Origin of the sequence: Streptomyces sp. XD-27 (genome assembly GCF_030553055.1) — a bacterium.
In the GTDB taxonomy this organism is placed as follows: Bacteria; Actinomycetota; Actinomycetes; order Streptomycetales; family Streptomycetaceae; genus Streptomyces.
In genome coordinates this window covers 7,395,482-7,414,832 of record NZ_CP130713.1, presented here as the reverse complement: position 1 = coordinate 7,414,832, position 19,351 = coordinate 7,395,482, and the positions used below count along the sequence as shown (strand labels likewise).

Genomic DNA, 19,351 nt, shown 5'->3' with positions numbered 1-19,351 from the left:
GACTCTGACCTGCGCAGATGTCAGACATGGAGCCGCTGCGGCACAGGCAAAAAGTGCCAAACTCCCCCGTCTTGCGACACCTCCCGACTACTGGAGATCCGGTCGAGGTGCGCTCGAGAACGATCAAGATAGCCCCTGAAATTCCAGTCTGCTACCCCCATCGCACAGAACCCGAACAAGTGGAAAGCCTCCCACCGCTTAAAACCCGCCAACGGCCTTCTCCGGAGGTCATCTCAATTGGATCGGTGGGTAAGGTGCCGGCCATGACAGGGATCATCGACCGGCTGGTGCCGGACGAACTGTGGGAGCTGTTCCAGCAGGTGGCACCGGGGGCGCCGACACGGCACCAGGGCGGCGGTCGGCGCCGCCACGGCGACCGGGCGGTACTGGCGGCGATCGTGTTCGTCACCACGTCGGGCTGCCCGTGGCAGCAGCTGCCGGCGACCTCGTTCGGCCCTTCGGGAGCCACCGCCCACCGGCGCTTCACGGAGTGGGCCAGGGCCGGGGTTTGGGCTGATCTCCGGCTTCTCGCCGCGGAACGACTCGGCATCACCACGGAGTCGGACTGGTCGCGCCGCGCGGTCGACGCGGTGTGCATGCAGGCGGCGCAGACGCACCAAATGAGATGACTTTAAATCGCCGCAAAACCGTCGGCAATCCGGTCGGATGTCCGGTTCTGGCGGCCTCCGTGCCGCTTTCGCCGTCAATAGAGGATGAACCGGACATAGCCCGCCGGTGATGTGGCGTGCCTCACATGGGCCTCTTGCGGAATTCCCGAGTCCTTTTAATTTGATGGTGGCGGCGCTCAACTGCGCGGGCTATGTTGATCGTTCTCGGGCGCCTCCCGGCCGTACCGAACGCAATTCGACGTCCGGGATTCTTTGGGGAGGAGAAGAAAGTTTGACTGCGCCGTCACCGTCTCTGAGGTCGCCACGCGGCCCCCTGGCCCAACGCAATTTCCTGATGCTGTTCGGTGCCCGGGCGGTCTCGTCCCTGGGTGACGGCATCTCCTTGGTGGCCCTCACTTTCGCCATGCTGGATCTGGCCGGCCCCGGAGGCCTCGCCCTGGTCCTGCTGGCACGCGAGATCCCCACCGTGGCCATGCTGTTGATCGGCGGCGTGTGGGCCGACCGGATGTCCCGCCGCAAGCTGATGATCGGCGCCAATCTGGCGATGTTCGCGGCGCAGGCGGCATCCGGCGCCCTGGTCCTGGCCGACTCGGCCGCGGTCTGGAACATCGCCCTGCTGCAGGTCGTCTACGGCCTGGGCAACGCGCTCTTCCTGCCGGCCTCGCTGAGCGTGGTCCCGCAGACCGTCACCTCCGAGCACCTGCAGAAGGCGAACGCGCTGCTGTCGCTGTCGCGCAACAGCCTGGGCGTCATCGGCCCGATGGCGGGCGCCCTCCTGGTGGCCACCGTCGGCGAGGGCTGGGGCATGGCCGCAGACGCCGGAACGTTCCTTCTCGCCTCGCTCGCCTTCACCCTCATGCGGATCACCGAGCCCGAGCGGGAGGAGTCGGAGTCCGTCCTGAAGGAACTCCAGGGCGGCTGGAAGGAGTTCACCTCCCGGACCTGGGTGTGGACGATCGTCTCCTCGTTCGGCCTCTTCCAGCTCGCGGTGTTCCCCGTCTTCATGGTGCTGGGCGCCCGCATCGCCAAGGAGGACCTCGGCGGCGCCGGAGCCTGGGGCGGCCTGCTCGCGGCCACGTCCGCCGGCGCCATCCTCGGCGCACTCGTCGCGACGAAGCTGAAGCCCAAGCTGCCCTTGGTCTTCGGTCAGTTCCTGATCCTGCCGGTCGGCCTGTTCTTCGCCCTGTTCGCCGTGGGCGCGCCGCTGCTGGTACTCCAGGCGGTGGCCGTCTTCGCCTGGGCCTGCTCCGAACTCGGCGACACACTCTGGTACACGGCCCTGCACGAGAACGTGCCCGAAGAGGCCCTCGGCCGCATCAGCTCCTTCGACTTCTTCGGCTCCCAGCTCTTCAAGCCGATCGGCTTCGCGCTGGTCGGCCCGGTCGGGGCCGCCGTGGGCGCCAACACCGTCATGCTCGGCTCGGCCGGACTGCTGGTGCTGGTGACCGTGGCCATCCTGTTCGTGCCCGGCGTGTGGCAGATCCGATCGGCAGAGGCAGCGACAGAGGCAGAGGCGACGCCAGAGGCAGCGGCGGTGGACTCGAAGTGAGCACCGACCTTCGACAGCGACCCGCCCCGGCCACCCTCGTCACCTGGGCGCCCGGCACCGCCGACGGCCCGGCGCTGATCTGCCTGCCCTGGGCCGGCGCCAGTGCGGTGGTCTTCCGCACCTGGGCGTCCGCCTTCCCGGAGGACGTCGGCGTGTACGGCGTACGGCTCCCGGGCCGGGAGAACCGTATGGCCGAACCGGCCCTGACCGACGTGGCCGAGGTCATCGAGGAGGTGCGGCGGGCCATCGACACTCTCCCGCACGAGCGCATTGCCCTGTTCGGGCACTGCTCGGGCGCCTTGGTCGCCTTCGAGCTCGCCCGGGAGCTCGGACCCGCCGTCGTCCAACTCTCCGTGGCCTCGCAGCTTCCGCCCGCGCAGGCCGCCCGGGCCGCCGACGAAGAGCTCGTCTCCCGCGAGCAGCTCGCCCGGCGCTATCTGGACCGCGAACTGCTCGACGAGCCGGACATCGTGCAGCTGCTCCTGCCCGTCCTGGAGGCCGACATGCAGGCGATCTCCATGTACCGCTACCGCGAGGGCCCGCTCCAGGACGTGCCGCTGGCGGTCTTCCGCGGCACGGCCGACGAGGAGATCGGCCTCGACGACATCATCGGCTGGCACGCCCAGACCACCGGTCACGCGCAGATCCGCGAGCTGGCGGGAGCCGACCATCTGTTTTCCGGCCCGGCGTGGACCGGCCTCGCGGCGTGCGTGGCCGAGGAACTCGGCGCGGCACTGCGACGGTGAGGCCCCCGGCGGGCCAGCGATCGAAACGGCCGCCTCGGCGCGGTGCGTGAGTGGAGGAGTGGGAGTGACAGCGGGTTACGAGTGGCGGCACGCCGACGTCGTCGCGCGGGCGAGGGAACTGGCCGCCGAGATCGGCGCGACCGGCGGCACGGGCCGCAAGGTGGTGGCGCTCGAATGCGACCGCGGACTGCCCTCGGTCATCGCGCTGCTGGCGGTGTTGGAAGCCGGCGACATCCCCCTGCTGGGCTCCGCGGCCGACCCCGCCGACCGGCGGGCCAGGCTGCGCGAGGCATCCGGGGCCGCGGTCGTGGTGACCGGATCCGCCGCCGGCGCGTTCACCGTCGCCGCCACCGGCGCGGGCCGACCGGACCCCTGGCCGGACGCCGTGTACCTGGCGGCCACCTCCGGCACCACCGGGGACCCGAAGATCGCCCCCATCGACCGCGAGGTCTTCGAGGCCTACCTCCACGACATCCGCGAGGTCTACGGGCTGGCGGACACCGACCGGGTGCTGCAGTTCGCCCCGGCCGGGTTCGACGTGTTCGTCGAGGAGGTCGTCCCGACCTTCCGGGCCGGCGGCACCGTGGTGGTCCCGCCGTGGGAGCACGCCCCGGCCGCGGAGTCCTTCCTGGACTTCCTGGAGGCCCAGGCGGTCACCGTGGTCAACCTGCCCAGCTCCTACTGGATGGGCGTGGCCGACTTCATGCGCAAGGCGAGGCGCGGTCTGCCGTCCTCGGTGCGCCTGGTCGTCATCGGCAGCGAGCCGGTCACCCGGCCGCTCATCGAATGGGCCCGCGAGAGCCTGCCCGACGTCAAGCTGCTGAACGCGTACGGCACTTCGGAGCTCGCCCCGACCTGCTTCGTCTTCGACTGCGACGAACTGCCCAAGGCCACCGCCCACCCCGACACCGTGCCCATCGGCGGTCCGCTGCCGTTCATGCGCTACGAACTGCTTCCGGAGTCGGAGGCCGACGGGCGCGGCCGGCTCCAGCTCGGCGTGCAGCCGCTGGCCGGCGGCCGTCCGGGGCCCGTGTACGACACCGGCGACCTGGCCTCGCACGAATCCGACGGGTACGTCTACCTGCACGGGCGGGCCGACCTCACCCGCCTGAAGCGGGGCGGGGTCACCGTCAACGGGGAGTCCCTGGCGGCGGTCGCCCGCGAATGCCCCGGGGTCCTCGGCGCCGCCGCCCGCCTGGACCGGCACTCCGGTGCGCTCCTGGTCATCGTCCAGTCCGCGGAGGCTCCCGAGGAGGTCCGCGAGCGCGTCGCGGCCCACCTGAAGTCGGTGCTGCCACCGGCCTGGCAGCCGGACCGCATCCAGGTGACCTCGGGCCTGGAGCACGCCCAGGGCGCCAAGCTCAGCACCCTCACCGCACAGCACGCCGGCACGGCCGCCGGAGCACCGGCCGAGGCGACCGCCGAAGAGGCCGCCGAAGGGCCCGAACTCGCCTCCGTGGTACGGGACGCGTGGATCCGCTGGACCCCGGCCGAGGAGGTGGACGCCGGAACCGACTTCTTCGACGCGGGCGGCGACTCCATCGGTGCGGTCCGGATGTGCTCCCAGCTCTCCGACGCCCTGCTGCGGAAGGTGCCGGTGCAACTGATCTTCGCCAACCCGCGATTCGGCGAGTTCGTGCAGGCCGTGGACACCTTGCGGAAGTCCGCCTGATCGGCCTTCTGCCCCGGCCGGCCGCCGGGCGGCGCCGCGGGTGCGCGCCCTGGCAGCCCGCCACGAGGCCGTCGGCGCCCCGGCCCCGCAGGCCGGTTTCACCACCTTGGGAACCTTGGAGGACAGCCCTATGACGGACCAGAACGCCTTTGCCCCCTCGCTCAAAGTCCTGTGCGACCAGCCCAGCGACCTGACCGCCCCCGACGTCTCCCTCGCCGGCCTGCTCGCCCAGTTCCCCAGCCTGGCCGAGGCGAAGGCGGTCTGCCTGACCGGCTCCACCGCGGCCGGCTGGGCCAACCCGTTCAGCGACGTCGACGCGTACGCCTTCGCCGATGTGGACCTCGACCTGCCCGTCGACGACACCATGGAGATGTGGCGCAGCACCGACGACAGCGGACTGTCGTGCCTGACGTGGATGGGCCGGTACGGCGACTCCCGCATCGACCTGAAGATCTGGCCGACCGATGCGCCCCAGCAGGCGCTGGCCGCCTACCTGGAGCAGGAGGAGCCGGAGTTCTGCGAGTCCGGCACGATGGTCAAGGACTTCGTCTACCGGCTCTCGATCGCCAAGCCCCTCAAGGGCGAGGAGTTCTTCGAGGAGTCGAGCCGGCTGATCGCCTCCTCCTCGTACCAGCGCGCCCTGGCCCGCACTCTGAAGATCGACGCCGAGAACCGGCTCACCGACGTGGCCGGCATGCTGCAGAACGACGACATCAAGAGCGCCCGCATCGCGGCCCTGACCGCGGCCCAGTGGATCGCCGACGGCGCCCTGGTCCTGGCCGGCTCCCTGTGCCGCAGCGACAAGTGGCTGCTGCGCCGCATCGAGGAGACCCCGGCGTCCGGCCTGACCGTCGAGGACTACTGCACGCAGGTCCTCGAAGGCCCCGCCCGGGTGAATCCGAGCGCGACTGCGTCCTGCGCGTCGCCCACTGGGCCCGCAACACCGTCACCGCCCTTGAGCAGGTGGCCCTCGGGTGACCACCGGCAAGCCCGCACAGGGCACGACCTGGGCATCGCTCGACTCCGTCATGGCCGGCTACCTCAGCGGGCACGTGCCGTGGGGCGTCGGCGACGAGATCATCTGGCGGGTCCCCGAGCCGCGCTTCTACCTCGACCTCGCACACGCCCGCTTCCCGCACACCGTGTGGAAGCGCACGCGCCGCCGCGGCTGGACCGGGCGGATCAACGGGGACTTCGAGCAGGTGATGCGCGGCTGCGCCGAGGCCCCCCGAGCCAACGACACCGAGTGGATCACCCCGGCCGTGGCCGAGCAGTACCGGGCCCTGCACCGGGCCGGGCTCGCCGTCTCCTTCGAGGTCTGGCACGGCGAGGACCTGATCGCCGGTGAGATCGGCGTCCTGGCCGGTGGCGTGTACTTCTGCGAGACCAAGTTCCACCGGGCGGACGAGGCCGGCAACTTCCTTTCCGGGATGGCCGTCCTCACGCTCGCCGACGCCGGGTTCTCGGTCTACGACACCCAGTACGGGCCCGCGTACCTGGGGCGCTTCTCCTCGAAGGGGCTCGAACCCCTCGACGCCGACGCGTTCCCGATGGTCATGGCGCGTGCCGCGGCCAAGCGCTTCGAGCGCATCGGCGCAGGGGCCCCGGCCGTGCTGACCAAGCCGGTCCTGCCCGAGTAATGACCGTTCGAACGAAGAGGATTCCCAAGCCGTGACTGGCGATGTCATCACAGCGGCGACCCCGATCGCCATCATCGGAATGGCCTGCCGCTACCCCGGTGCGGACAGCCCGGAAGCGTTCTGGGCCAACCTGGCGGCCGGTGTCGAGTCGATCGTCCACGGCCCGGCCGACGGGGACTACGTGCGGGCGGTCGGCAAGGTCGACGGCACCGAGAACTTCGACGCCGAGTACTTCCGGATCCCGCCGGCCGAGGCCGCGGCCATGGACCCGCAGAACCGGGTGCTGCTCGAAGTGGCCGCCGCCGCCCTGGAGGACTCCGGCTACCTCGGACGGAACGACTGCGTCATCGGCGTCTTCGCCGGCTCCGGCGAGAACGTCTACCTGCGCGACCACATCGCTCCGAACGCCGCTGCCGTGGAGAACCTGGGCGAGCTGCGCCTGTCCCTGGCCAACGAGAAGGACTTCCTCGCCCCGCGCATTGCCTTCAAGCTGGGCCTGCGCGGCCCCAGCCTGACCGTCCAGGCCAGTTGCTCCACCGGCCTGACCGCGGTCGCCCTGGCCTGCCAGGCCCTGGCGGCCGGCGACTGCGACATCGCGATCGCGGGCGGAGTCAGCCTGCTGCTGCCGGACGTGGACGGCTACGAGTACGCCGAGGGCGGCATCAACTCCGCGGACGGGCACTGCCGTACGTTCGACAAGCAGGCCTCCGGCACCGTGCCGGGTTCCGGCGCGGGCGTGGTCGTGCTCAAGCGCGACGGCCAGGCGCGCGATGACCGCGACCGCCGCTACGGCGTGATCCGCGGCTGGGCCACCAACAACGACGGCGGCTCCCGGGCCGGGTTCACCGTGCCCAACGTGGAAGGCCAGGAGACCGTGGTGCGCGCCGCGATGCGGCGAGCGGGCGTGCACCCGCGTGAGATCTCGTACGTCGAGGCGCACGGCACCGCGACCCCGCTGGGCGACCCGATCGAAATCGAGGCCCTGAGCCGGGTGTTCGCCTCCGACGACCGGGGCGCCGGCGCCGTCGCCCTCGGTTCGGTGAAGACGAACATCGGGCACACGGACGCCGCGGCCGGCGTGGCCGGGCTGATCAAGGCCACCCTCGCCGTCCGGCACGGGGTGATCCCGGCCAGCCTCCACTTCACCGAGCCGAACCCGGCGATCGAGTTCGACGGCACCACCCTCTACGTGAACACCGGCGCCACGCCCTGGCCCGAGCGGGACACCGCGCGCATCGCGGGCGTCAGCTCGTTCGGCCTGGGCGGCACCAACGCCCATGTGATCGTGGCCGATGCGCAGGAGGCGGGCGCCGACCCGGTCCGCCGGGACCGGCAGGCCGTGGTGCTCTCCGCACGCAACGACGCCGACCTGGCCCGTGTCAAGGCCCGGCTGGCCGACCGGCTGGAGGCCGCCGATCCGCTGTCGGCGCAGGAGTTCGCCGACACCGCCTACACCCTGGCCGTGGCCCGGCCGCCGCACGCCGCCCGCTGGGCGGGCTCGTACGCCGGCACCGAGGACCTGGTGGCGGCGCTGCGCGCGCCGCACCTGGCGACCGGCCGCAGCACGCGCGTGTCGCTCGCGGTCGAGGGCGGCCCGGCGGAGCTCGTCGCCATGGCGCGGCGCGAGGCGGCGGCCGAACCGCTGGCCGGTGCGGCGCTGGCCGAGTACGCGGCCCTGCTCGGCGCCGAGGCCGGGGAGGCGGTGTTCGACACCCTGCCCGCGCCCGCGGCGGGCGCCTTCGCCGTGGTCGTCTCGCTGCGCGCCCTGCAGTTGGCCGGGGTGAGCCTGGCCCGCGTCGACGCCCCGCGGTTCGCGACTCCCGCCGTGGACTGGCTGCTGGCCGGTGGCCCCGCAGAGGAGCTGGGCCGGGCTCTGCGTGCCGGTGCGGACGCACCCGAGGCGCCGAAGGCGCTGCTCGCCCCGGACTGCTTCGTGCTGGGGCCCGAACACCGGGTCGCCGACGCGGTCGCCCATGCCTGGGCCCGCGGCACGGCGATCGACTGGGCCGGGTACTACGGGTCCGAGGCGCGCCGCGTGGTGTCGCTGCCCACCTACCCGTTCGCCGCCCAGCGCCATTGGCTGGAGAAGGCGGCCCCGCAGCCGCGGCAGGAGGACGGGGCCACCGCACCGGCCGGCCCGTCCTCGGCGACCATCGCCGAGGTGGTGGCGACCGCGTGGGCCGAGGTGCTGGGCCTGGAGACGGTCGGCCCCGATGCGGACTTCTTCGAACTGGGCGGCGACTCCCTCTCCGCGGTGGAGATCGGCGCGCGGATCAACGAGGAGCTGCGGCTCTCGCTGCCGCTCGACCTGCCCTTCCAGACCCCGACCATCGCGGCGATGACGGAATTCGTCGAGAACCACCAGCTGACAGGAGCAGACGCATGACAACCCTGATGGACGAGGTGCTCGTCCGTGCCCTCGACGTCACCGTGCGCCGGGGTGAGGACGACGGCCTGCTGGTAGAGACCCTGATCGGGCGCTACATGTTCGACACCCAGGCCCGGGACGTGTGGCGCCAGCTCGACGGCCGCCGCTCGGTGCGCGAGGTCGTCGAGCGGGTGGCCGAGGTCACCGCCAAGCCGGTGGACGAGGTCCGCGCGCCGGTGGAGGCATTCGTCGGCCAGTTGCTGGACCTCCGGCTGCTGGAGCGGGCGTGAGCGGAACACCGTTCACGCGCGTCGGCTTCCAGTTCGCAAGTTACGCCTTCCCCCAGGTGCCGGACAGCCGGCTGTTCGACCACGTCGTCGCGGTGGCGCAGACGGCCGAGGAGGCGGGCTTCGACAGCATCTGGGCGATGGACCACCTGCACCAGATCTCCAGCGTGGGCGAGGCGGCCGACCCCATGCTGGAGGCGTACACCACCCTCGCGGGCCTGGCGGCGCTGACCTCAAAGGCCAAGCTGGGCGTCCTGGTCTCCGCCGTCGGGTTCCGCAACCCGGCCCTGCTGGCGAAGATGATCACGAACATCGACGTGATCAGCAAAGGGCGGGCGGTGGTCGGCCTGGGCGCCGGCTGGCACGGCGAGGAGTACGAGGCGTACGGCATGCCGTTCCCCGAGCTGGGGCAGCGGATGCGCGAGCTGCGGGAGGCGGTGAGGATCTGCCGGGCGATGTTCACCGAGCACGCGCCGTCCTTCCACGGCAAGCAGTACCGCATCGAGGGTGCGCTGAACGTGCCGCAGCCGATCACCCCCGGCGGCCCGCCGATCCTGATCGGCGGCAGTGGCGAGAAGACCACCATCCCCATGATCGCCAAACTGGCCGACGGCTGTAACTTCTTCGGCGGCCCGGCGACCGTGCGCCACAAGATCGACGTGCTGAACCGGGCGTGCGAGGCCGCGGGCCGTGATCCCGACACGATCACCAAGACCTGGCTGGGCACGGCGATCATCGCGGACTCCGAGGCGGAGTTGCAGCGCGGTATGGAGGCGCTGGGCAAGCTGCACGGCATCCGCCCTTCGGCGGTGCGCGCCATCGCCCTGTGCGGCACCCCCTCCGAAGTGGCCGAACGGGTCCGGGAGTACCGCGCCTGCGGCATCGACGGCGTGATCGTGAACATGGACGACGCCGGCGATCTGGACCGTGTGGCCCAGGCCGGCAAGGTGCTCTCGGAGGCGATGGCATGACCGTCATGGAAACCGCGTGCGAGACCATCGCGCACGCCTTCGCCGAGGCCCTGGACGTGCCCGCGATCGACTGGGAGACGGGCTTCTTCGACCTGGGCGTGGACTCGAAGATGGTGGTCCGCGTCGTCTCGGATCTGCGCGGGCAGTGGCCGGGGGTGCGGGCGGTCGACGTGTTCTCCCACCCGACGGTCAGGGACCTGGCGGCCCATCTGGCCGCCACGCACCCGCCGGCCGCCGGCTGACCACCGGGGCCGGTCCGGCGCCTCGCCGGACCGGCCCCGCCACGGCCCGGCCACGGAACACCGGACCGGCCCCGGGGCGTCGGCTGCGCCCCCTGGCGTCCCGCCGACCGCACCCGCGGCGGCGCGTCCGAAGAGCAAAGGAATCCCGATCATGCCGCTGGTCCCCACCGCGTCGATCGTCGACGCAGCACGCTCGGCCGGCGTCAGTGCGCTGGCCTTCAACGTCATCCACCTGGAGACGGGCGAGGCCATCGTCGCCGCCGCCGAGCGGACCGGAATCCCCCTGATCCTGCAGATCAGCAAGAACTGCATCGACTACCACGGCAGCATGCTGCCGCTGCTCCGCGCGACGCTCGCCCTGGCCGAGGGCTCCGGAGCGGATCTCTCCGTCCACCTCGACCACCTGACCGATCCGGACGCCATCCGTACGGGTGTCGAGGCGGGGGTGCGGTCGGTCATGGTGGACCACTCCGACCTGCCGTACGAGGAGAACGTGCGCGCCACGGCGGAGATGACCGCCTGGTGCCACGAGCGCGACGTCTTCGTCGAGGCCGAACTCGGCAAGGTGGGCGGCAAGGGCGGCGCGCACGCCTTCGGCGTCCGGACCGATCCGGACGAGGCCCTGGCGTTCGTCCGGGCGACGGGGGTGGACGCCCTGGCCGTCGCGGTCGGCTCCTCACACCGTATGCGCGAGCGGACCGCAGTGCTGGACAAGGAGCTGGTCACGGCGCTGAGCAAGGCACTGCCGGTGCCGCTGGTGCTGCACGGTTCATCGGGTGTGGCCGACGACGAACTCGCCCGGGTGGTCGCCGCGGGCATGACGAAGATCAATATTTCCTCGCGCCTGACCACGGTCTTCACGGGCGTCGTCCGGGACATGCTGGAGGCGGATTCCGCTCTCACGGACTCGCGTGCGTGCTTCAAGCCCGCGCGCGAAGCGGTCACGGAGGAAGTGGCACGGCTGCTCACCTCCCTCGGTTCCTGACAAACCCGCCCTCTCGGGCGGTAGGCGCGCAGCCGACGCGGCGCATTCCCCAAGTGAGGTAAAACAAACGATAGTTGAACGGGAAGACGTGTTGACCCTAAGCGAACATGCTGCATAGCATCACGCGAAGGCTGTTGGCTGAGAGGAGTCACGATGCAAAGTCCCGTCTCAACAACCGGCACCGCTGAAGCAACCACCTACGAATCGCTGGTCGAGGACGCGCTGCGGGAACTTTCCGCGGCCGAATCGGACCAGATCCTCGAGCCCGTGGGGAGTGGCGAAGAGGGCCCCCTCATGGCGTGGTTCGTAGCAACCTGATTGTTCCGGCAGGGTCCTTGGGAGTTCCAGTCGCACCGGATACCGCGGCTGGAACTCCCGCGGACACGACCAAAGGCCAGGGGGAGCACGTCTTGACCGTTGTGCAGTCCAGCCGCGAACTGCGGGATGGAGTCGATGCACTCCTCGACCGGTACGTCGGCATCTCCGACCGCGACCACTGCGTCGTCGCCTTCTCCCCGGACAGCCGGGAGGCAGCCGCCTGGCTGGTGGCCGGCCTGAAGCAGCGAAAACTCAGCACACAGGTCGTAGGCATGCGGCCACTCGTGGACTACGAGTTCGCCGAGCGGCTGAATTCCGCCGTACCGGACGCCGACTCTTTCACCGGCCGGCTCGTCATCTTCACCCTCGAAAGAGACACAATGTCTCACTTCGCGCCGCTCCTCCACGTGCTGAAACGGTTCGGCGGTGACCGATGCATGGTGGTACGCATCATCAGTGCGTCGCGAGATTTCTTCGAGAAGGCCCTCAACCTCGGACCGGACGAACTCAGTGCCCGGAATGCCGCACTACTGACGCGACTGACCACGGCACGCAGCGTCAGGGTCCGCAGCCGAGGCGGCACCGACCTCCGCATCCGCCTCGACTCCGATCGATTCGACTGGATCAGCAATCGCGGCGTGTGGCGGCCGGGCGGCTTCACCATTCTCCCGGCAGGGGAGATCGCCACGTATCCCGCCAGGATCGACGGCCGCCTGGTGGCGGACGGAGCGCTCAATTGCAACGTCATCACCCGGATCGACACCCGGCTGGCGGCTCACCCGCTGACGGTCGACATCACAGACGGGCGCGCCACGGGCTTCACGGGCGCCGATGACGACGTCCGTCAGCTGGTGGAGCTGTGCTTCAAGCAGCCGCACGGCACCCGGGTGGGTGAGCTGGGATTCGGAACGAATGCGGGCATCGACCGGTTCATCCCGGCCAACTCGCACATCAATGAACGGCGCGTCGGAGTACACATCGGATTCGGACAGCACAACCAGGACCGTTCCGTGGTCGGCTACGAGGAGAAAGTGCATCTCGACCTCATCACCGATGGCGCGGAGCTCTTTGTCGACGACGAGTCCGAACCCATCGATCTGGACAACCTTCGGCTGACCGGTGACGAGCACCCCGAGTTGGTGCGGGACGAGGACATCACGGGCGACTGCTGCGGGTTCGGCTACGGGGAGTTGACCGATCCTGCGTCGGCGACTCCGATCGGCTGAGCATGCCTGACCGGAACACCTTGTTCACCGGGCGCCTGGCCGACAGCGCCATGGGACTGCGCGACTTCCGGTATCTCTGGGCCGGGCAGGCAGTCAGCGCGGTGGGAGACCAGCTGTTCAACGTAGCCGTGTCTCTCCGGGTGATCGAGAACGGCGGCGATGCCGGCGATGTCGGCCTGGTGATCGGCGCCCGCATGCTCGCCACGGTCCTGTTCGCGCTCGTCGGCGGTGTGTGGGCGGACCGTGTGCCCCGGCGAAGAGCCATGATCCTCGCTGATGGATTCCGCCTTGCGGCCATCACCGCGGTGGTGCTGGGAACGTTCGACACCGGAACACTTCCGCTGGCCGTCATGACCTTCCTGGTGGGCAGCGGTGAGGCATTCTTCCGCCCCGCCTATGGCGGGCTTGTGCCCTCACTCGTCCCCGACGAGCGGCTGCTCAGCGCGAATGCGTGGCGAGGCGGCATGGAGAGCGCCGCAGCCGTGGTGGGACCGGCGCTCGGCGGGCTCCTGGTGGCCACCGCCGGTACCCGGTGGGCCTTCGCCGTCAACGCGGCGACATTCGCGGTGAGTCTGGTGTGCGTCCTCGCGGTGACCGAACCGCCGAGGGAAAAGTCGGCGACCCGTTCCTCCATCATCCGGGAGACCCACGAAGGGCTGTCGGCGGTACGCCGCGTTCGGTGGACGTCGGCCGTTCTCCTCATGACCGCGGTGCAGACCATGTTCGTCGTCGCGCCGCACATGGTGCTGCTGCCCGTCATCACTCAGGAGGAATTCACCGGCCCCTCGGCCTACGGCCTGGTGATCGCCATGTTCAGCCTCAGCGGATTCATCGGCACGATCGTCGTCGGGCGAATTCCGTTGCGGCGTCCCGGAATAAGTGCGATCGTCTTCAACGCGCTCTTCGTCGCCGTTCCCCTTGTCCTCCTCACCCCGTTCTCCGTGTGGTGGGTGATGGGCGGATACATGATCGCGGGACTCGCGATGATGCCCTTCAACATCCTTTTGCAGACCGCACTGCAACGCCAGTTCCCCGCGTCGCTTCTCGGCCGGGTGACCTCGGTCGACTGGTTGTGCAGCCTCGCCTTGCTGCCGCTCGGCCTCGCTTGCGTCGGGCCGCTGGCAGACGCACTGGGCCGCACGACGGTGCTCGTCGTCGCCGCGGTCGTGCAACTCACCGCCTCAGCCCTGGTGCTGACTGTGCCCGGGGTACGCGATTTCCATCAGGATGAACGGTCAGATATCGAGAATTCGGAGGTAGCAGATGGCGCTGGAAGAAGTTCTTGATGATCCATCCATGCTGGCATCTCTTCGGGACAGGAAGCCGCACGTCAGCCGGAATCTGGGCAAGCTGGACCGTGTCTTCTCGACGGAGATCGCACAGCAGCTCCTCTTTGACCGAGGACTGCGCGCCCCCTATATCAGGCTTTGGCGCAAGGGCGAGGACATAGGAGTCCGGGACGCCGCCAAGGCCAAGGGCGGAGCCGACGAACGCAGGGTGCTGTCCGGGCTCGCAGATCCGCAGTACGTGGTGTCCGAGATGCGGGCAGGAGCGACGCTCGTCTTTCAGGCGATGTCCACCTACTGCCCCGAAGTCGCGTCATTCTGCGCGGACCTGGCTGACGACGTCGGCTGCCCCGTCGCCGCCAATGCCTTCCTGACCCCGCCCCACGCGCAGGGTGCGCCGGTCCATTACGACATGGCGAGCGTCTTCATACGGCAGTTGGCCGGCTCCAAGACGTGGCGACTTCACGAACCGCCCAAGACATGGCCCATCAGGCGCTCGAAGCCGGGCGACAAGCCGGAAACCCCACTGGCTCACGAGATAACCCTCCACCCCGGCGACTGCCTCTACCTCCCGCGCGGCTACTACCACGAGGGAATCACGGGCGAAGACGGGTCCGTTCACATCACGTTCTCCGACGGAGTGGAGGACCACTGGGTCGATGTCCTGCATGACGTACTGGATCTGGTGGCCGAGCGGACCGAATCCATGCGGGCCCGTCTGCCGGGCAGGGCCGAGGCGGTGAGCGGCGCATCGCGAGAACTCTGGCGATCGGTCCGGGAAGATGTGAATCGCGCGCTGGATGATCTGGGCGACGAGATGATATCGGCGCTGATTCTGCGGCGACTGCAGGCACGCGAAGAGGAACTTGCGAGGTCGGAACCGACCTCGCTGGCCGAGGTTCTGAAAGTGGAGTCGAAGCCAGGTGACGCGTGATGGGGACCGGCCGGGACGAAGCGATCCGGGTCGGGATCACTCCAACGGGCACCATGAGCTTGGTCCGAAGTCACCAAAGGGCGGTCTTCCGACATCTCAAGCCATGCCTTGAGGACGGGCATGAGCCCTCCTGTCTGCACCCCGGCCTGGTGTGGGAGGCGACACGGCCATCCACGGACGTGGACGTCGAGCGCATCGCCGACCTCATCCGCACCCTGGGCACTTCCGCCGTCATGCCTCCCCTCGACCACATCGTGCTCGGTGCGTCGCCGTGTCCCGACTGGTGCCAATGGGGCGTACAGCAACTGCTGGCAGACATCCGGCGGACCAGTGGAGCAGGGGACGCCGACTTCGGAACACCCGGCATGCAGAAGGGAATTGAGCACCTCGAAGCCGCCCGGGAGACCCTGCGCAGAGTATGGCCGGAGGCCGCACTGGAAGCGGATCTGCTGATCCGCGTCATCGTGTACGTGCAGGGTGGCGCCTTCCGTTCGGGCACGCTTCGGCAGACCTTCGGAGCCATCTACCTCGGTACGTCCAGCGTCGAAAGCACTCCGGCCGCTTTCGAGGCGCTCCTGCACGAAACCGGCCACCACGCCCTCTATCTGCGCAACCAGTTCGAGACGTTCGTGACGAACGGCGACGCCATGGTGAGCCACCCGCTGCGCCCGGATCCGCGACCGGTCGCAGGAGCCGTGCACGCCGCCCACGTCCTCGCGCGCATGGCGTTCGGGCTCACGCGCTGGTCGCGGGAGCCGACAGCGCCGCCCGAGGTCTCCGAGCGGCGCGACGATGCTCTGCGGCGCCTCAGGGGAACCATCGAGGCACTGGAGCCGGTCGCCGACTGGACGGACCGAGGTCGCTTGTACTTCGACGACCTCCTCACGTGGGAGAAGGAACTGACGGCCGCCCACCCCGGCTGACGACCGGCCCTCCAGGCGCGAGAGCGGCCGTCCTTGCCGCGCAGGTCATCTGGGCCTGGTGTTGTTCTGGGCGCGCTGTCCCATCCGCTCCCAGAATTTCCTGAGCTCCGCGACGTCCGTGCGCTGCTGCCACCCGGTCTGGGGGCGGAACGGGGACTGCGACCGCGACAGCAGGGTGGACTGCGCCCGGCAGAAGGCCTCGCCCAGCTCGACCCGGTGGCTGTCGAAGCCCATGGACGGGTAGGGGCACAGTTCGAAGGAGCAGTCGTCTCGGCAGTTGGAGCCCGCCTGCGAGGCCGCCGTACGGACGACGCTGCGTCCCGGGTCGAGGGGGCTGCGGTCCCGTGTGAGGCAGGGGGGCAGGTCCGGCCGGGCGGTGCGCTGAAGACGCCGGAGCCGGTCCTTGGGCCAGTCTCCGCGCTCGGCGAGGTTGAGCAGCAGGAGCACGTCGGCGAGGAGTTGCTGGGCGCGCGGGTGCAGGGTGCTCCAGCCGGTGGAGGGCGGGATCCACAGGTGGTGCTTGCGGGCTTCGCCCCGCGGGGCCGTCTGCGAGCCGACCTGTGCGGCGACCCCGGATTCGTCGATCCAGAGGAACCGTTCCGGCTGCCGGGTCTTCATGGCCCACACACAGAGTTCGGCGGCCGCACCGACGAAGGGGTGTTGCGGCTCGCCGTCGGGGAGGTCGAGCCACTGGCGGACCTGCTCCGCGGGGTCGGAGCCCCTCCCCCGCTCGGGGTGCGTCACCGTGGTGCCGTCGGGCAGGTCCCACAGGGTCAGCGCGTGCAGCAGGGTGAGGCGGGTGAACCAGAACCGGGTGCGCTTGAGCATGTTCCAGGCCTGCTCGCTCAGGTACTCCCGGGCCTCGGGGCGGGCGTGGGGATGGCGGTGGCGGCGGTTGGCCGCGTACTTGAAACCCTGGGCCAGCGCCACTTCCACGGTCAGGTCGAGAGCGGGGCCGTCGGCCGGTTCCGGCGCGCCCACCCGCCGCACCCAGCCCTCGAGGAACTCGTACGGGGTGTCCTGGTGACGATGGGTGGTGACCGAGCCCACCAGAAGCGGGACCAGCCAGGCACACAGGGTGTTGTCCCGCCACTCCCGCTCCTCGGTCTCGCGTTCCTCACCCTCCCGCCGGCGCTCCACGCGCCTTTGCTCCTCGCGTTCCCGCAACTCCCGTTTGGTGCGCGCGACCTCGCCCTCCGCCTGGCGGCGGCTCCTGCTCTCCTGATCCGCGACGGCTTCCGGCTGCTGACCGCCCCAGAGCGCCTCCACCCAGTCCGGTTCGCGTTCCATCCGCTGGTCCTGGACGGTCTGCGGGCCGCGCAGACGTGGCTGGAGCGCCGCGAAGGCGCTGTCGCCGCCGGCCCCGATCTCCTGCGCGATGGCGACGCGGACGGGGTACGAGGGCTCCAGACGCGCGATCTCGAACAGTTCCAGGTAGGCGGGTTGCAGGGTGCGCCTGCGGGCGACTGTGCGCATCGCTTCGCCGAAGCGTGACACCAGCAGCGCCTTGGCCGTACCCAGGGTGTGCGGATCGCGTGCGCGCAGGTCCGGCCAGGAGGTGGCCAGTTGCATGGCGATCAGGTGCTGCTGCGGCGCGGCGTCGGCGCTGTCGATCTCCAGGGCCGCCGCGTACAGCTCCAGCGCCTTCGTGTGCAGGGTGCGGCCGAAGAGGCGCTGCGCGTCCGAGGCCCGTCCTCCGGAGGTCCTTCCATCGGGGGTCCTGCCGTCAGGGTTCCTGCCGCCGGGAGTCCTACCCTCAGGGGTCCTTCCGTCGGGAGTTCTTCCATCAGGGGTCCTGCCGTCGGGGGATGCCGGCTGCCCGTCGTCGACCATCTGCGCCCGGCAGGCCGCATGCAGCAGGAGGTCGCGCGCCGCTGACAGCGGGCACCAGGGCGTCCTGCCGCCGTGCGCCTCCTCGTGGACGCAGGCTCCCTCGGGTGTACGGGAGTACAGCACCATGGCCATCAGCAGTTCCCGCCCGGGCCTCTCCAGCGCCGCGGGGAAGTAGGACCCGTCCCTGGGCTCCGCGGGCATGTCGGGATGGATCACGGCGTTCATGAACCGGGCCCCGAGGTGGGCCTGGATCACGCTGTGCTGAAAACGGACCCGGTCCCCGCCCAGCTCCAGCAGTCCCATCCGCATACCCCAGTGCGCGGCGAGACGGATGTCCAACTGGCTACCCTCGACCCTCCTCGCCAGTTCCCGGATGATCTCCGGATAGCGGGGCCGCGAGAGGTTCTGCTCGTCCACCAGGTCGGTGAAGCACACCTCGGAGGAGTCCGCGGCGAGTCCGGCGCACGCCAGCGCGGACAGGTAGTGGATCGCCCCCCGCCGCTCGTCCTCGTTGAGCGGCACGTCGGGGCGGATGCGCCCGCTGATGAGGGCGTTGACCCAGGTGTCGAGGAGATGGAAGCGCAGCGCCGCCCGGTCCCCGCCGCGCGTCTCCACCGGCTCCTCCTGGGAGCGGCCGGTGAGGGCGCGTTCCAGCAGGCCCTCCTCGTGCAGTTCGCTGGCGATCTGCAGATAGGTGGGCGCCTCCGCGATGCCGGCCTTCTCCACGATCCAGTCCAGGCGCTGGCGGTCCTCCCAGGCGCTGCCGGAGGAGATGTAGGAGAGGGCGGCCTCCTCGCTCAGCGGCTCCAGATCGGTGAGGGACGCCTCCATGCCCCTCAGCGAGTTGTGCGGCCGCGAGGTGATGAGGAGCGGCAGCCGCTCGTCGTTGGCCCGGCGGATCGCCAGTCTGATGATGGTGTCGCGCTCCTCCGCCAGGTTCTCACCGGTCAGCGCCTCCTCCAGACCGTCCGCGAGGACGACGATCCGCCCCTGCTGGCACAGTCGCCGCCACACCTTCTCCCCTTCGGCGTCGGAGCGGATGTGCCCCTGAACCTCGCGGGAGAACCGTTCGAACGCCAGTTTCCGGAAGTCCAGGTCGCTTTCGGCGCTGCGCAGCCTCAGTGGCACGGGCACGGCGTTGCGCCGGGCGAGCTGCTCCGTCAGCAGCACGACCAGGGCCGTCTTGCCGGCTCCGACGCCGCCGACGACGAGGTGCGTACGGCGGCTCCGGTTGTTCCGCAGGTCCTCCATGAGGACCTCGCAGAGCTGGTCGCGGCCCACCACCTTGCCGAAAACGCCGCCCGCCGTCTCCACCAGCTCGTGCGGCGCCTCCCTGGCCTTCTTGAAATACGTCCTGCGCACGTGGGTGAAGCGGAAGAAGAGGTAGGTGATCGTGGCCAGGGAAAGGGTGAGGAACGGCATGAAGATGCTCCGGAGGACGCCACAGGACTCGTCGCTCTTCTTGCACTGTTCGTCGATCCATGTGAGGGGCGACCGGAATCCGTCGTCCGCGCCCTCCACCAGAGTGAGCACGGCGGTGGCGGCCAGGGACAGCAGGACGAGCGCGCCGAGGAAGGTGAGTGCGAGGAGCGGGAGGTACCAGCCGCTCTTGCGGACCCGCCATTTCCTGGCCCGTTCGTATCCCTGCTGCGCCAGCTGCCGCGAAGCATCCCTGCCAACGTTCACCCTGTGACTGGTTCCGTGTCAGCGGCCGCTTTCGGTGCCGACTCGCCGACATTCAC

Annotated in this window: 17 protein-coding genes; 15 read left to right on the top strand and 2 right to left on the bottom strand. The window is 70.0% G+C overall.

The window, feature by feature from the left end; all coding sequences use genetic code 11:
* Positions 1–263: 263 nt before the first annotated feature.
* The 4 genes from Q3Y56_RS32635 (at position 264) to Q3Y56_RS32620 (ending at position 4,596) form a co-directional block, all read left to right on the top strand.
* The gene (locus tag Q3Y56_RS32635) at positions 264–629 is read left to right on the top strand and encodes a transposase (protein WP_304465323.1); all 366 of its coding nucleotides are present in this window, start codon (positions 264–266) and stop codon (positions 627–629) included.
* A gap of 109 nt (positions 630–738) precedes the next feature.
* A complete protein-coding gene (locus tag Q3Y56_RS32630) occupies positions 739–2,178 on the top strand; it encodes an MFS transporter (protein WP_369696875.1) in 1,440 nt (479 codons plus the stop codon).
* Positions 2,175–2,924: a thioesterase II family protein gene (locus tag Q3Y56_RS32625; protein WP_304465321.1), complete on the top strand. Its 750-nt coding sequence runs from the start codon at positions 2,175–2,177 to the stop codon at positions 2,922–2,924. Before Q3Y56_RS32630 ends, Q3Y56_RS32625 begins: the two co-directional genes overlap by 4 nt.
* A 64-nt stretch (positions 2,925–2,988) precedes the next feature.
* Positions 2,989–4,596: a non-ribosomal peptide synthetase gene (locus tag Q3Y56_RS32620; protein WP_304465320.1), complete on the top strand. Its 1,608-nt coding sequence runs from the start codon at positions 2,989–2,991 to the stop codon at positions 4,594–4,596.
* Between the two features lie 549 nt (positions 4,597–5,145).
* Here the strand turns inward: Q3Y56_RS32620 and Q3Y56_RS32615 are convergent.
* Positions 5,146–5,418: a hypothetical protein gene (locus Q3Y56_RS32615; RefSeq protein WP_304465319.1), complete on the bottom strand. Its 273-nt coding sequence runs from the start codon at positions 5,416–5,418 to the stop codon at positions 5,146–5,148.
* 206 nt (positions 5,419–5,624) lie between these two features.
* Here Q3Y56_RS32615 and Q3Y56_RS32610 point away from each other — a divergent pair, with 206 nt between their 5' ends.
* The 11 genes from Q3Y56_RS32610 to Q3Y56_RS32560 all read left to right on the top strand — a co-directional run bounded on the left by Q3Y56_RS32610 (position 5,625) and on the right by Q3Y56_RS32560 (position 15,776).
* Positions 5,625–6,236 carry a leucyl/phenylalanyl-tRNA--protein transferase gene (locus Q3Y56_RS32610; RefSeq protein WP_304465897.1) on the top strand — a complete coding sequence of 204 codons (612 nt, stop codon included), beginning with the start codon at positions 5,625–5,627 and terminating at the stop codon, positions 6,234–6,236.
* Between the two features lie 31 nt (positions 6,237–6,267).
* A complete protein-coding gene (locus Q3Y56_RS32605) occupies positions 6,268–8,622 on the top strand; it encodes a beta-ketoacyl synthase N-terminal-like domain-containing protein (RefSeq protein WP_304465318.1) in 2,355 nt (784 codons plus the stop codon).
* Complete coding sequence (locus Q3Y56_RS32600; protein ID WP_304465317.1) at positions 8,619–8,894, top strand: PqqD family protein; 276 nt, start codon at positions 8,619–8,621, stop codon at positions 8,892–8,894. Before Q3Y56_RS32605 ends, Q3Y56_RS32600 begins: the two co-directional genes overlap by 4 nt.
* The gene (locus tag Q3Y56_RS32595; RefSeq protein WP_304465316.1) at positions 8,891–9,862 is read left to right on the top strand and encodes an LLM class F420-dependent oxidoreductase; all 972 of its coding nucleotides are present in this window, start codon (positions 8,891–8,893) and stop codon (positions 9,860–9,862) included. The genes Q3Y56_RS32600 and Q3Y56_RS32595 overlap by 4 nt, the downstream gene beginning before the upstream one ends.
* Complete coding sequence (locus Q3Y56_RS32590) at positions 9,859–10,104, top strand: acyl carrier protein (RefSeq protein ID WP_304465315.1); 246 nt, start codon at positions 9,859–9,861, stop codon at positions 10,102–10,104. Before Q3Y56_RS32595 ends, Q3Y56_RS32590 begins: the two co-directional genes overlap by 4 nt.
* A 151-nt stretch (positions 10,105–10,255) precedes the next feature.
* Entirely contained in the window at positions 10,256–11,089 is an 834-nt protein-coding gene (locus Q3Y56_RS32585; RefSeq protein ID WP_304465314.1) for a class II fructose-bisphosphate aldolase, read from the top strand.
* A 153-nt stretch (positions 11,090–11,242) separates the two neighbouring features.
* Positions 11,243–11,407 (top strand): hypothetical protein, encoded by a 165-nt coding sequence (locus tag Q3Y56_RS32580; protein ID WP_304465313.1) that lies wholly within the window; start codon positions 11,243–11,245, stop codon positions 11,405–11,407.
* Positions 11,408–11,499: 92 nt separating this feature from the next.
* Positions 11,500–12,633, top strand: coding sequence for a hypothetical protein (locus Q3Y56_RS32575; RefSeq protein WP_304465312.1), 1,134 nt, complete (start codon positions 11,500–11,502; stop codon positions 12,631–12,633).
* 2 nt (positions 12,634–12,635) lie between these two features.
* A complete protein-coding gene (locus Q3Y56_RS32570) occupies positions 12,636–13,919 on the top strand; it encodes an MFS transporter (RefSeq protein WP_304465311.1) in 1,284 nt (427 codons plus the stop codon).
* Positions 13,897–14,853, top strand: coding sequence for a JmjC domain-containing protein (locus tag Q3Y56_RS32565; RefSeq protein WP_304465310.1), 957 nt, complete (start codon positions 13,897–13,899; stop codon positions 14,851–14,853). The genes Q3Y56_RS32570 and Q3Y56_RS32565 overlap by 23 nt, the downstream gene beginning before the upstream one ends.
* A 149-nt stretch (positions 14,854–15,002) precedes the next feature.
* Complete coding sequence (locus Q3Y56_RS32560; RefSeq protein ID WP_304465309.1) at positions 15,003–15,776, top strand: HEXXH motif-containing putative peptide modification protein; 774 nt, start codon at positions 15,003–15,005, stop codon at positions 15,774–15,776.
* A gap of 45 nt (positions 15,777–15,821) precedes the next feature.
* Here the strand turns inward: Q3Y56_RS32560 and Q3Y56_RS32555 are convergent, their stop codons facing one another.
* Positions 15,822–19,295: an ATP-binding protein gene (locus Q3Y56_RS32555; protein WP_304465308.1), complete on the bottom strand. Its 3,474-nt coding sequence runs from the start codon at positions 19,293–19,295 to the stop codon at positions 15,822–15,824.
* Between the last annotated feature and the right edge of the window lie 56 nt (positions 19,296–19,351).

Coding starts and splice junctions, on each gene's coding strand:
- Q3Y56_RS32600 (WP_304465317.1), top strand. CDS start 8,619: ATGACAACCCTGATGGACGAGGTGCTCGTCCGTGCCCTCGACGTCACC.
- Q3Y56_RS32585 (WP_304465314.1), top strand. CDS start 10,256: ATGCCGCTGGTCCCCACCGCGTCGATCGTCGACGCAGCACGCTCGGCC.
- Q3Y56_RS32635 (WP_304465323.1), top strand. CDS start 264: ATGACAGGGATCATCGACCGGCTGGTGCCGGACGAACTGTGGGAGCTG.
- Q3Y56_RS32565 (WP_304465310.1), top strand. CDS start 13,897: ATGGCGCTGGAAGAAGTTCTTGATGATCCATCCATGCTGGCATCTCTT.
- Q3Y56_RS32615 (WP_304465319.1), bottom strand. CDS start 5,418: ATGCGGCGCAGCAGCCACTTGTCGCTGCGGCACAGGGAGCCGGCCAGG.
- Q3Y56_RS32580 (WP_304465313.1), top strand. CDS start 11,243: ATGCAAAGTCCCGTCTCAACAACCGGCACCGCTGAAGCAACCACCTAC.
- Q3Y56_RS32610 (WP_304465897.1), top strand. CDS start 5,625: ATGGCCGGCTACCTCAGCGGGCACGTGCCGTGGGGCGTCGGCGACGAG.
- Q3Y56_RS32570 (WP_304465311.1), top strand. CDS start 12,636: ATGCCTGACCGGAACACCTTGTTCACCGGGCGCCTGGCCGACAGCGCC.
- Q3Y56_RS32590 (WP_304465315.1), top strand. CDS start 9,859: ATGACCGTCATGGAAACCGCGTGCGAGACCATCGCGCACGCCTTCGCC.
- Q3Y56_RS32630 (WP_369696875.1), top strand. CDS start 739: ATGTGGCGTGCCTCACATGGGCCTCTTGCGGAATTCCCGAGTCCTTTT.